Origin of the sequence: Azotobacter vinelandii CA, from assembly GCF_000380335.1 — a bacterium.
Classification (GTDB): domain Bacteria; phylum Pseudomonadota; class Gammaproteobacteria; order Pseudomonadales; family Pseudomonadaceae; genus Azotobacter; species Azotobacter vinelandii.
In genome coordinates, this window is record NC_021149.1 from 820389 (window position 1) to 833011 (window position 12623).

13 protein-coding genes are annotated in these 12623 nt (G+C 66.4%); 12 read left to right on the plus strand and 1 reads right to left on the minus strand.

The features are described from left to right. Positions 1-21 precede the first annotated feature (21 nt). The 12 genes from AVCA_RS03940 (at position 22) to AVCA_RS03995 (ending at position 11528) form a co-directional block, all read left to right on the plus strand. Positions 22-1353 carry an MFS transporter gene (locus tag AVCA_RS03940; RefSeq protein WP_012699531.1) on the plus strand — a complete coding sequence of 444 codons (1332 nt, stop codon included), beginning with the start codon at positions 22-24 and terminating at the stop codon, positions 1351-1353. Positions 1354-1565: 212 nt separating this feature from the next. Then, positions 1566-2837 (plus strand): OprD family porin, encoded by a 1272-nt coding sequence (locus tag AVCA_RS03945; protein WP_012699532.1) that lies wholly within the window; start codon positions 1566-1568, stop codon positions 2835-2837. Between the two features lie 494 nt (positions 2838-3331). After that, positions 3332-4117: a 2-oxopent-4-enoate hydratase gene (dmpE, locus tag AVCA_RS03950; protein WP_012699533.1), complete on the plus strand. Its 786-nt coding sequence runs from the start codon at positions 3332-3334 to the stop codon at positions 4115-4117. A 13-nt stretch (positions 4118-4130) separates the two neighbouring features. After that, entirely contained in the window at positions 4131-4919 is a 789-nt protein-coding gene (dmpH, locus tag AVCA_RS03955; protein ID WP_012699534.1) for a 2-oxo-3-hexenedioate decarboxylase, read from the plus strand. Positions 4920-4935: 16 nt separating this feature from the next. Beyond that, entirely contained in the window at positions 4936-5127 is a 192-nt protein-coding gene (locus AVCA_RS03960; protein WP_041806918.1) for a tautomerase family protein, read from the plus strand. A gap of 46 nt (positions 5128-5173) precedes the next feature. Then, the gene (locus tag AVCA_RS03965; protein WP_012699536.1) at positions 5174-6130 is read left to right on the plus strand and encodes an acetaldehyde dehydrogenase (acetylating); all 957 of its coding nucleotides are present in this window, start codon (positions 5174-5176) and stop codon (positions 6128-6130) included. Positions 6131-6143: 13 nt separating this feature from the next. Then, positions 6144-6458, plus strand: a complete 315-nt coding sequence (locus tag AVCA_RS03970; RefSeq protein WP_012699537.1) for a 2Fe-2S iron-sulfur cluster-binding protein — start codon at positions 6144-6146, stop codon at positions 6456-6458. A gap of 8 nt (positions 6459-6466) precedes the next feature. After that, positions 6467-7390 carry a catechol 2,3-dioxygenase gene (locus AVCA_RS03975; RefSeq protein WP_012699538.1) on the plus strand — a complete coding sequence of 308 codons (924 nt, stop codon included), beginning with the start codon at positions 6467-6469 and terminating at the stop codon, positions 7388-7390. A 25-nt stretch (positions 7391-7415) separates the two neighbouring features. Continuing rightward, positions 7416-8876 (plus strand): 2-hydroxymuconic semialdehyde dehydrogenase, encoded by a 1461-nt coding sequence (locus AVCA_RS03980; protein WP_012699539.1) that lies wholly within the window; start codon positions 7416-7418, stop codon positions 8874-8876. Between the two features lie 55 nt (positions 8877-8931). Next, entirely contained in the window at positions 8932-9981 is a 1050-nt protein-coding gene (gene dmpG, locus AVCA_RS03985) for a 4-hydroxy-2-oxovalerate aldolase (protein ID WP_012699540.1), read from the plus strand. Between the two features lie 96 nt (positions 9982-10077). Continuing rightward, positions 10078-10527 (plus strand): GlcG/HbpS family heme-binding protein, encoded by a 450-nt coding sequence (locus AVCA_RS03990; protein ID WP_012699541.1) that lies wholly within the window; start codon positions 10078-10080, stop codon positions 10525-10527. Positions 10528-10613: 86 nt separating this feature from the next. Next, positions 10614-11528: a LysR family transcriptional regulator gene (locus AVCA_RS03995; protein WP_236616345.1), complete on the plus strand. Its 915-nt coding sequence runs from the start codon at positions 10614-10616 to the stop codon at positions 11526-11528. Here AVCA_RS03995 and AVCA_RS04000 read toward each other — a convergent pair. Continuing rightward, positions 11479-12591: a hypothetical protein gene (locus AVCA_RS04000; RefSeq protein WP_012699543.1), complete on the minus strand. Its 1113-nt coding sequence runs from the start codon at positions 12589-12591 to the stop codon at positions 11479-11481. The genes AVCA_RS03995 and AVCA_RS04000 overlap by 50 nt on opposite strands. Positions 12592-12623: the final 32 nt, after the last annotated feature.

Here is a 12623-nt window from a genome sequence, read left to right on the forward strand (position 1 = left end):
ACAACAACAGAGATCCACGCCATGCGAAACATCGATGTCAATCGCCTCGTCGACGAGGCGCGCTTCAACCGCTTCCACTGGCGGGTACTGTGCTGGTGCGCACTGCTGCTGATCTTCGACGGCTATGACCTGTTCATCTACGGGGTGGTCCTGCCGGTGCTGATGAAAACCTGGGGCCTGAGCCCGCTGGAGGCCGGCGCGCTGGGCAGCTACGCGCTGTTCGGCATGATGTTCGGCGCGCTGTTCTTCGGTCCGCTGGCCGACCGGATCGGCCGCAAGAAGGGCATCGCCATCTGCTTTCTGCTGTTCAGCGGCTTCACCGTGCTCAACGGCTTCGTCCGCAACCCCCTGGAGTTCGGCGTCTGCCGCTTCGTCGCCGGCCTCGGCATCGGCGGGCTGATGCCCAACGTGGTGGCGCTGATGAACGAGTACGCGCCGAAGAAGATCCGCAGCACCCTGGTGGCCATCATGTTCAGCGGCTATTCGCTGGGCGGCATGCTCTCCGCCGGCCTCGGCATCTATATGCTGCCGCGCTTCGGCTGGGAGGCGATGTTCCAGGCCGCCGCCGTGCCGCTGCTGCTGTTGCCGCTGATCCTCTGGTTCCTGCCAGAGTCGGTCGGCTACCTGCTGCGCCAGGGCCGCACCGAGCAGGCGCGCGCCATCCTCCGGCGCGTCGATCCGGGTCTGGCGCTGACGGACGACGACCGGCTGGAGATGGCCGAGGCCAAGGGCGAGGGCGCGCCGGTGCTGCAACTGTTCCGCGAAGGCCGCGCGCTGCGCACCCTGTCGCTGTGGGTGGCGTTCTTCTGCTGCCTGCTGATGGTCTACGCGCTCAGCTCCTGGTTGCCGAAGATGATGGCCAGCGCCGGCTACAGCCTGGGTTCCAGCCTGTCGTTCCTGCTGGTGCTGAATTTCGGCGCGGTGTTCGGCGCCATCGGCGGCGGCTGGCTGGGTGATCGGATGAACCTGCCCAAGGTGCTGGTGGCGTTCTTCGCCGTCGCCGCCCTGTCGATCGGCCTGCTCGGCTTCAAGAGCCCGACGCCGGTGCTCTACGCCCTGATCGCGCTGGCCGGGGCGACCACCATAGGTTCGCAGATCCTGCTCTACGCCTGCGCCGCGCAGTTCTACTCCATGGCCATCCGTTCCACCGGCCTCGGCTGGGCCTCGGGGATCGGCCGCAACGGCGCCATCGTCGGCCCGCTGCTCGGCGGCGCGCTGGTCGGCATGAGCCTGCCGCTGCAGATGAACTTCATCGCCTTCGCCATCCCCGGACTGCTCGCGGCCATCGCCATGGCCCTGTTCTGCCTGCGCCAGCCGGCGGCCGGCGTCGCGCCGGGCGAGGCGCTGGCCTGACGGGAAGCGTGGGGCAGGGAAGGGTGGCCGGCGACCATGCCAGCCTCCCTGCCGGCCGCCCGCCGCGTTCGCGAACTTCGTGCGGCCGGGAATGAAGATCGCGGTCGATAAAAAAGAAAAACGAAGTTACCGGGTTTCCCATAAAAGTTGTCACGGATACTTGCCGGAAAAGTGCCGTAATACCTTTTCACAATAACAACAAGAGAAGCATCATGAAGCGAGAACTGCGAGTCGCCATGACGGTCGCGACGTTCGGAAGCCTGCCTGCGGCAATGGCCGAAAGTGGATTCATCGAAGATTCCACCGCCACCCTGCAACTGCGCAATTATTATTTCATGCGCGACTTCTCCGATCTCCAGGGCAGCAGCAAACAATCCAAGTCGGAAGAGTGGGCGCAGGGTTTCATCCTCAACTTCAAGTCCGGTTATACCCAGGGACCGATCGGCTTCGGCATCGACGCCCTCGGCCTGCTCGGCATCAAGCTCGACAGCAGTCGCGAGCGGACCAACACCGCACTGCTGCCGGTGCACAGCGACGGCGAGGCCGCCGACGAGTACGCCCGCCTGGGGCTGACGCTGAAGGTGCGCTTCTCCGACACCGAGCTGAAGTTCGGCGAGCAGACGCCGAACCTGCCGATCCTGGCGCATACCGACAACCGCCTGCTGCCGCAGACCTACCAGGGCACCACCCTGACCTCCCGGGAGATTCCCGGCCTGACCCTGCAGGCCGGCCGGCTGAACTCGGCGAAGACGGTCAACTCGACCGACGACGGCGAGATGTACGCCTGGATCATCAACGACCCGATCAACCCCCGGCGCCTGGCCAACGTCACCGGCGACCACTACAACTACATCGGCGGCGACTACAGCTTCAACGCCAATCGCACCACCCTGAGCTTCTGGCAGGGCCAACTGGAAGACATCTACCAGCAGCGCTTCTACGGCATCAAGCACGCCCTGCCGGTCGGCGCCTGGACCCTGGCCGCCGACATCGGCTACTACACCGCCCAGGACGACGGCGACACCCTGGCCGGCAGCCTGGACAACCAGTTGCTGTACGGGCTGTTCTCGGCCAAGTACAAGGGCCACACCTTCTTCGTCGGCTACCAGGGCGTCTACGGCGACGACGGCTTCCTGCGCATCGGCAACACTCTCTCGCCGCTCGGCAACGAACTGCCGACCTACCAGTTCTCCGCGCCGGACGAGCGTTCCTGGCAGGTCCGCTACGATTTCGATTTCGCCAGCGTCGGCCTGCCCGGCCTGACCAGCACCCTGCGCTACGTCGAGGGCGACAACGTCGACACCGGATCGCGCGGCTTCGAGGGCGAGGAGTGGGAACGCGACCTCGACCTGGCCTACACCATCCAGAGCGGCCCCCTGAAGAACGTCAACATCCGCTGGCGCAACGCGATCGCCCGTTCCAACTACGCCAACGACATCGACGAGAACCGCATCATCATCAATTACGCGATCAAGTTGTTCTAGTCGCCTCCGTTCGAAAATCCGGATCGATTCGCCGGAAGTTTCATATGGACCAATGAAATAACCGGATCGGGCTGCCGTAACCGCCCCGGAAAGTGTCCGGAAGTTTCAAGGCTGTTTGCCGGAATGAGAAGAGCATAAATGCGAAACAGATCTTTGCAGTTTCTGTCGATTATCCGCAGTGCATCTCCGGGACACTTCGGTTCGCGACTTTCGAGCGAAAAACTTTCATTCCCCGGAATGACTGTGACGAACTTCGCACCGCCATCGGCCGCCCGCCGACAAAGCAACTTCCCGATTTACGGGACGTTTTCCGGAGATATCGCGAGGTCGTCCGCATCTATGCCTGAAAAGCATTGTCTGGTGCCTAGATTCGATTGGACGGCATCGTTGCCCCTGTTTACCTTCCAGCCACTCCCGAAGCGTTCCGGGTACCGCCGGCGCTTCGCAACACGCATCCCGTTCGCCATCCACGCCTAGCCCGCAGGAACACAACCATGCGCCAAGCCCTGCTCAACCAGTACGCCGACGAGCTTTACCGCTCGCTGGCGGATCGCCGTCCCATCGCTCCGCTGACCGAGCGCGACCCCGACCTCAGCCTGGAAGAGGCCTACCAGATCCAGATGCGGGTGCTCGCCCGGCGCCTGGACGCCGACGGCGAGAAGGTGATCGGCAAGAAGATCGGCGTCACCAGCCGGGTGGTCATGGACCTGCTCAAGGTCGACCAGCCCGACTTCGGTCACCTGACCTCCGGCATGCTGCGCGAGGACGGCGCGGCCATCGAGGCCGCCAGCCTGATCGCGCCGAAGGCCGAGGGTGAGATCGCCTTCGTGCTCAAGCACGAGTTGGCCGGTCCGGGCGTGACCGTCGCCGACGTGCTGCGCGCCACCGAATTCGTGGTGCCCTGCTTCGAGATCGTCGATTCGCGCATCGCCGACTGGAAGATCCGCATCCAGGACACCGTGGCCGACAACGCCTCCTCGGCGCTGTTCGTGCTCGGCGACGCCGCCGTCGATCCGCGCCGGCTGGATCTGGGCGTGGTCGGTATGACCCTCGAAGTCAACGGCGAGATCGCCGCCACCGGCGCCGGCGCCGCCGCGCTGGGCCATCCGGCCAATGCCGTGGCCTGGCTGGCCAATACCCTCGGCCGCCTGGAAATGCCGCTCAAGGCCGGCGAGGTGATCCTCTCCGGCTCCCTCTCCACCATGCTGCCGGTCAAGGCCGGCGACAACCTGCGCATCGGCATCGGCGGCATCGGCTCGGCCGGCGTGCGCTTCGTCTGACAGGAGAATTCCGATGAATCTCGACCCGCAAACCATCGAGCGCCTCGCCGCGCACCTCGACGCCGCCGAAACCGAGTGCCGCGAGGTCCACAAGATCACCGACGACTACCCGGATATGGACTGGGAAGACGCCTACGCCATCCAGGACGCCCTGCGCGCCCTCAAGGAAGCGCGCGGCGTGCGCGTCGCCGGCCTGAAGATGGGCCTGACCTCGCACGCCAAGATGCGCCAGATGGGGGTCATCGACCCGGTCTACGGCTTCATCACCGACTACGGCGCGGTGGCCGACGGCGGCGAGATCGACACCCGGCGCCTGATCCATCCCAAGGTCGAGGCAGAGATCGCCTTCGTCACCAAGCGCCCGCTGAGCGGCCCGGGCTGTCACATCGGCAGCGTACTGGCGGCCACCGACTTCATCCTGCCGGCGGTGGAGATCATCGACTCGCGTTACGAGAACTTCCGCTTCGACCTCAAGAGCGTGATTGCCGACAACACTTCGTCCGCCCGCTACGTACTGGGTGGCACCAACCGCAACGTCGAGGGCATCGACCTGAAGAACCTCGGCGTGGTGATGGAGAAGAACGGCGAGGTGGTGGCCATGGCCTCCGGTGCGGCGGTGCTCGGCCATCCGGCGCAGAGCGTGGCCATGCTCGCCAACATGCTCGGCGCCCGCGGCCGGGAGATTCCCGCCGGTACCCTGATTCTCACCGGCGGGGTCACCGAGGCGGTGGCCGTGGCCGCCGGCGACAACGTCAACGTGCGCTTCCAGCATCTGGGCAGCGTATCGATGCGCTTCGTATGAGTGCGAGGAGGACACCATGCCCATCATGCAGGTTTACCTGATCGAAGGCCGCAGCGAAGAGCAGAAGGCGCGCCTGATCGACGCCCTGACCCGTGCCACCGTGGATGCCCTCGACGCGCCGATCGAGAGCGTGCGCGTGGTGATCACCGAGGTGCCCAGCGGCAATTTCGGCATCGCCGGGCAGACGGCCAAGCAGCGCGGCCGCTGAGCGTACCGCCCGACATCCACCACAATGACAAAAGTCGAGGTTTTCCGTGGATAGAACATCGTCCCGTTGCAAGGTTGCGATCATCGGTTCGGGCAACATCGGAACCGACCTCATGATCAAGGTGCTGCGCCATGGCAGGCACCTGGAAATGGGCGCCATGGTCGGTATCGACCCGGCGTCCGACGGTCTGGCGCGCGCCAAGCGGCTCGGCGTCGCGACCACTGCGCAAGGCGTGGAAGGGCTGCTGGCGCTGCCGGAGTTCAAGGACATCGGCATCGCCTTCGACGCCACCTCGGCCGGTGCCCACGCCCGCCACAACGAGCTGCTGCAGGCCCACGGCGTGAAGGTCATCGACCTGACCCCGGCGGCCATCGGCCCCTACGTGGTCCCGGCGATCAACCTGGACGCCGAACTCGACGCGCCGAACATCAACATGGTCACCTGCGGCGGCCAGGCCACCATCCCGATGGTCGCCGCGGTGTCCCGCGTGGCGCAGGTCCACTACGCCGAGATCGTCGCCTCGATCGCCAGCAAGTCGGCCGGCCCCGGCACCCGCGCCAACATCGACGAGTTCACCGAAACCACCTCGAAGGCCATCGAGGTGATCGGCGGGGCGCGCAAGGGCAAGGCGATCATCGTCCTCAACCCGGCCGAGCCGCCGCTGATCATGCGCGACAGCGTGTTCGTGCTCTCCGAGGTGGTCGACCGGGATGCCATCGCCGCCAGCGTCAAGGAGATGGTGGCCAGCGTGCAGCGCTACGTGCCGGGCTACCGGCTCAAGCAGGAAGTGCAGTTCGAACTGATCGAGAAGCCGGCCAACGTGCCCGGCGTGGGTCTGGTGTCGGGCCTCAAGACCTCGATCTTCCTGGAGGTGGAGGGTGCCGCCCATTACCTGCCGGCCTATGCGGGGAACCTCGACATCATGACCTCGGCGGCGCTGTCCTGCGCCGAGCGGCTGGCCGAACGAGGCAAGGTACGCACCCTGCCTTCGGCGCTGGTTTGAGACTGTAGAGACCATGAGTCGGCCTCATCGCATCCTCGAACAGGTCAGCGGCGAAGTGGTCGAGGTGCGGCCCGGCGAGTCGCTGCTGTGCGCCATGGAGCGCCAGGGAAAGCGCTGCATCCCGGTCGGTTGCCGGGGCGGCGGCTGCGGAATCTGCAAGGTCCGCATCGTTTCCGGCCGGTTCGACTATGGGCTCATGAGTTGCAGCCATGTGGACATCGACCAGCGCAGCCAAGGCTTGGCCCTGGCCTGCCGGCTGTTTCCCCTGAGCGATTCCGAGATACGGGCGTGCGGCAAGCCAGGCCACGCGGTCCCACAAAAACAATAGGTGTCATCATGAAAAAAGGTGTAATACGTCCGGGCCATATCCAGCTTCGCGTGCTGGACCTGCAGGCTGCCCTGCGCCACTACGTCGATCTGCTCGGCCTGATCGAGATGGGCAGGGACGAGCAGGGCCGCGTCTACCTCAAGGGCTGGACCGAGATCGACAGGTTCTCGGTGGTGCTGCGCCAGGCCGACGAGCCGGGCATGGACTTCCTCGGCTTCAAGGTCGTCGACGATGCCACCCTCGGCCGCCTCGGCGAGGAACTGGCCGCCTTCGGCTGCCAGGTGGAAAACCTGCCGGCCGGCGAACTCAAGGGCTGCGGCCGGCGTATTCGCTTCGAGGCGCCGTCCGGGCACTTCTTCGAGCTGTTCGCCGAGAAGGAGCAGACCGGCAAGTGGGGCGTTTCCGAGGTCAACCCGGAAGCCTGGCCGCGCGGCCTGCAGGGCATGAAGGCGACCCGCTTCGACCACTGCCTGCTGTACGGCGTCGAACTGCCGGAAACCCTGCGCCTGTTCACCGAGGTGCTCGGCTTCAGCCTCGCCGAGCAGGTGCTCGACGACGCGGGCAGGCGCGTCGCCCAGTTCCTCACCGTCGGCATGAAGGCCCACGACGTGGCCTTCATCGAGCACCCGGAGAAGGGCCGCTTCCACCACGCCTCGTTCTTCCTGGAAACCTGGGAGGACGTGCTGCGCGCCGCCGATCTGATCAGCATGAGCGACACCTCGCTGGACATCGGCCCGACCCGCCACGGCCTGACCCACGGCAAGACCATCTATTTCTTCGATCCCTCGGGTAACCGCAACGAGGTGTTCTGCGGCGGCGACTACCACTACCCGGACCACCCGCCGGTGACCTGGACCGCCGACCAGTTGGGCAAGGCGATCTTCTACCACGACCGCCAGCTCAACGAGCGCTTCCTCACCGCCCTGACCTGATTCCAGATTTCACGAGATTGAGCCCATGAAAGAGATCAAGCACTTCATCAACGGCGAATACGTCGGCTCTGCCAGCGGCAAGCTGTTCGACAACGTCAACCCGGCCAACGGCGAGGTGATCGCCAGGATCCACGAAGCCGGCGAGGCCGAGGTGGACGCCGCGGTCAAGGCCGCCCGCGCCGCCCTGAAAGGCCCCTGGGGCAAGATGAGCGTGGCCGAGCGCACCGAGATCCTGCACCGCGTCGCCGCCGGCATCACCGCGCGCTTCGACGAGTTCCTCGAAGCCGAGTGCCAGGACACCGGCAAGCCGAAATCGCTCGCCTCGCATATCGACATCCCGCGCGGCGCGGCCAACTTTTCGGTGTTCGCCGACCTGGTGAAGAACGTCCCCACCGAGGCCTTCGAGATGGCCACCCCGGACGGCAGCGGCGCGCTCAACTACGGCGTGCGCCGGCCCAAGGGGGTGATCGGCGTGATCAGCCCGTGGAACCTGCCGCTGCTGTTGATGACCTGGAAGGTCGGCCCGGCACTGGCCTGCGGCAACACCGTGGTGGTCAAGCCGTCCGAGGAAACCCCGAGCACCACCGCGCTGCTCGGCGAGGTGATGAACGCCGCCGGCGTGCCGGCCGGCGTCTACAACGTGGTGCACGGCTTCGGCGGCAACTCGGCCGGCGCCTTCCTCACCGCCCACCCGGACGTCGACGGCATCACCTTCACCGGTGAAACCGGCACCGGCGAAACCATCATGCGTGCCGCCGCCAAGGGCGTGCGCCAGGTGTCCCTGGAGCTGGGCGGCAAGAACGCCGGCATCGTGTTCGCCGACGCCGACCTGGACAAGGCTATCGAGGGCACCCTGCGTTCGGCCTTCGCCAACTGCGGCCAGGTCTGCCTGGGTACCGAGCGGGTCTACGTGCAGCGGCCGATCTTCGACGCGTTCGTCGCCCGCCTGAAGGCCGGCGCCGAGGCGCTGGTAATCGGCGAGCCGAACGATCCGAAGGCCAACTTCGGCCCGCTGGTCAGCCACAAGCACCGCGAGAAGGTGCTCAGCTACTACCAGAAGGCCAAGGACGAGGGCGCCACCATAGTCACCGGCGGCGGCGTGCCGGACATGCCTCAGCACCTGGCCGGCGGCGCCTGGGTGCAGCCGACCATCTGGACCGGCCTGAAGGACGATTCGCCGGTGGTCACCGAGGAAATCTTCGGGCCCTGCTGCCACATCCGCCCGTTCGATACCGAGGAAGAAGCCATCGAGCTGGCCAACAGCCTGCCCTATGGCCTGGCCTCGGCGATCTGGACCGAGAACGCCTCGCGCGCCCACCGCGTCGCCGGGCGGATCGAGGCCGGCATCGTCTGGGTGAATAGCTGGTTCCTGCGCGACCTGCGCACCGCCTTCGGCGGCGCCAAGCAGTCGGGTATCGGCCGCGAGGGAGGGGTGCACTCGCTGGAGTTCTACACCGAGCTGAAGAACATCTGCGTGAAGCTGTGAGACAGCCACCCGTCAAGGAAAGCGGCGCGAATAGCGCCGCCCGAGGAGAGCCAAGATGACTTTCGATCCGCACAAGAAGCTGTACATCTCCGACGTGACCCTGCGCGACGGCAGCCATGCCGTGCGTCACCAGTACTCGATCAGGAACGTCCAGGACATCGCCCGCGCACTGGACAAGGCGAAAGTGGATTCCATCGAGGTCGCCCACGGCGACGGCCTGCAGGGTTCGAGCTTCAACTACGGCTTCGGCGCGCACAGCGACATCGAGTGGATCGAGGCGGTGGCCGAGGTGGTGACTCATGCCAGGATCGCCACCCTGTTGCTGCCCGGCATCGGCACCGTCCACCACCTCAAGGAGGCCTACGACGCCGGCGCGCGCATCGTCCGGGTGGCCACCCACTGCACCGAGGCGGACGTGTCCAGACAGCACATCGCCTACGCGCGCGAGTTGGGCATGGACACCGTGGGCTTCCTGATGATGAGCCACATGACCACGCCGCAGAACCTCGCCGTCGAGGCGAAGAAGATGGAAAGCTACGGCGCCACCTGCATCTACGTGGTCGACTCCGGCGGGGCCTTGAGCATGCAGGACGTGCGCGAGCGCTTCCGCGCGGTCAAGGACCTGCTGGAGCCTTCGACCCAGACCGGCATCCACGCCCACCACAACCTCAGCCTCGGGGTGGCCAACTCCATCGTCGCGGTGGAGGAGGGCTGCGACCGCATCGACGCCAGCCTCGCTGGCATGGGCGCGGGGGCGGGCAATGCGCCGCTGGAGGTGTTCGTCGCCGCGGCCGAGCGGCTGGGCTGGAACCACGGCACCGACCTCTACACCCTGATGGACGCCGCCGACGAGATCGTCCGGCCGTTGCAGGACCGCCCGGTACGGGTCGACCGCGAGACGCTGGCGCTGGGTTATGCCGGGGTCTATTCGAGCTTTCTGCGCCACGCCGAGGTGGCGGCGAGCAAATATGGCCTGAGCACCGTGGACATCCTGGTCGAACTGGGCCGGAGGCGGATGGTCGGCGGCCAGGAGGATATGATCGTCGATGTGGCGCTGGATCTGCTGCGCCAGCGGGGAGACGCTGCCCGGCAGGCCGCGGTGTAACGAGTCGACCGCTCCGTCCGGCCTGGCCGTGGCGGTTTTCGAGCCCGGCAGCGGTTCCGCTGCCGGGCCTTTTTGCCAACACAGGAAGCGAATGCGATGAAACCTTCTCTGCGCCGGGCCGACAGCATCAACCTGGCCCTGGCCATGCACGCCCTGCGGGCGGCGCTCGACCGGGCCATGGCGCTGTCGGTGCGAGTGAGCATCGTGGTGGTCGACGCGGCAGGCCTGCCGATCCACACCGCGCACATGGATGGCGCGCCGCTGCAATGCCGCGACATCGCCCTGAACAAGGCGCTGACCGCCGTCGGCTTCGGGATGCCGACGCGGGTCTGGGAAGAGCGCCTGGCCGGGATGTCCGATGCCGTTCGCCAGGGATTGCCGCTACAGCCGCGCATGGCCCTGTTCGGCGGCGGCGAACCTTTCCTGTTCGAGGGCAGGCCGGTAGGTGCCATCGGCATCTCGGGCGCTTCCGAGCAACAGGACGAAGAGTGCGCCCAGGCGGCGGTGCGGACCGTGCAAGCCCTGCTGGAAAGCGCTTCCGCCTAGCCGCTGGCGAGGGGCCGGCAGGCCCCGCGTGCCGTTATCCCTCGGGCGGGCCTCGCGGGCCGCTTATCCATGGTTCGGGGATGAAAATGGAGCTACGTCAACTGAAGTACTTCAGGGCTGTCGCCGGCACGCTCAATTTCAGCAAGGCCGCCGAACAGCTCCATATCGCGCAACCGCCGCTGTCCCGGCAGATCCAGCAACTGGAGGACGAACTGGGCGTGCGACTGCTGGACAGGTCCTCGCGGCCGATGCGGCTGACGAATGCGGGGGTGTTCTTCCACGAGCAATCCGTCCGGCTGCTGGAGCGGATCGAAGCGATCCGCGACGAGACGCGCCGGCTGGGCAGCGGCGCGCGGCGCTGGATGGGCGTCGGCTTCGCCCCGTCGATTCTCTACGATTTCATCCCCCAGGCGATCCGCCAGTTTTCCCTCGACAACGGGAGCGTCGAGACTTCCCTGCTGGAGCTGACTTCCGTCCAGCAGGCCGAGGCCCTGAAGGCCGGGCGCATCGATATCGGCTTCGGCCGGCTGAGGATCGAGGACGAGGCGTTGGAAAACGTCCTGCTGGCCGAGGAGCCGCTGGTCGCGGCGGTCCCGGCCGGCAGTCCGCTGGCCGCGGAAGGCCGTATCGTGCTGGAGGCTCTGCTCGAAGAGGTCCTGCTCCTGTATCCCGCCAGTCCCCGGCCGAGCTTCATCGACCAGGTGCTGCAGCAATTCGCCGCCAGGGGCTACCGGATCGGCAAGAGCCTCGAAACCAACAGCCTGCAGACCGCCATCGGGCTGGTCGCCGCCGGCATGGGCGTCACCCTGGTGCCGCAGTGCGTCCAGCGCCTGCGCCGCGACGATATCGTCTACCGCCCCCTGGCCGACCGGAAACTCGGCGCGGCGCTGATCATGACCACGAGAGCGGGCGATGGCGCGGATCATGTGCTGAAACTCCGCGCCACGATCGTCAACGCCTCCATGGCCAGAAGTCGAGGAACTTGCCGACCACTACCATGACCGGAAAGGTCATCGCCAGCAGGGCGGAAGCCATCCAGAACTCGTATTGGTAGCCGGGTGCGCCGCTGACCAGCGGCCCGGAAACCAGCGGCGCGACCGCCCGGTAGAGCGCCGGCAGCAGCACGGCGGCGATGACGGCCACGGTGCATTGGCCGAGGCCTTTCAGCGGCTGGCGCAGGCCGGCGAAGAGCTTCCCCTCGAACAGAATGAGCGGAACCAGCGCGCCGAACAGGCAGCCGATCGAGACGTGCACCATGAAGGGGACCGGCTCCATCTCCAGCAGGCCGATGCCGAGCCAGTAGGCGAGCGCCGACAGGCCGAGGATGTAGACGGTCGCCGCCAGTCCCTGCGCCGGCTGCACGCGCAACGCGGGAAAGGCGCTTATCGGCCAGAAATCGAACAGCACGCAGAAGAACAGCAGCGAAACCGTGGTCACCGAAAAGGCCAGCGCATGGAAGGCCGGGAAGGCGCCGCCGGGGTCCATCGCCGCCGAATAGAAAGGCGCGCCGCCCAGCGCGGCGAAATCGAACAGCAGCCGGAACAGGCCGAATCCGCCGTCATAGGCGACCGCCAGGATGCCCAGCCCGAGCGCCAGCGGATGCCCGGCCAGCGCGGACAGCGGCCAGCAGCCCCAGACGATGACCAGCCAGAAGGCGACCAGCACGCAGAAGATCGCGTACATCAGCACGAAGGGCGTCGGCGGCCCCGCCGGTACCGGCTGGGCCAGATAGATCGCGGTGGCGACGACCGCGGCGACCAGCAGCATCAGCGCCGTGAAGAACAGGCCCTTGAACGGCTGCTTCAGGTTCCGGGCGAACGCCGGATAGTCCAGTTCCCACACCATGGAAATCACGATCTGCGCCGGTACGCAGGCGACCACGAAGAAGGTCGTCCAGGTAGCGAAGAAGTCCACATCGAGCAGGGCGATGATGCCCAGGGAAACGGCCATCGACGTGGCCAGGGCGAGCATGCCCAGAACGGGCTGCCCGACGGATGAGGTTTCTGCGCGGGATGCTCCCGCCTCCGCACGGTATTCCAGGGAATCGGGTTCGGTGTTTTTCATGGATACGGAGCCCTTGTCGTTTTGATTGTGTT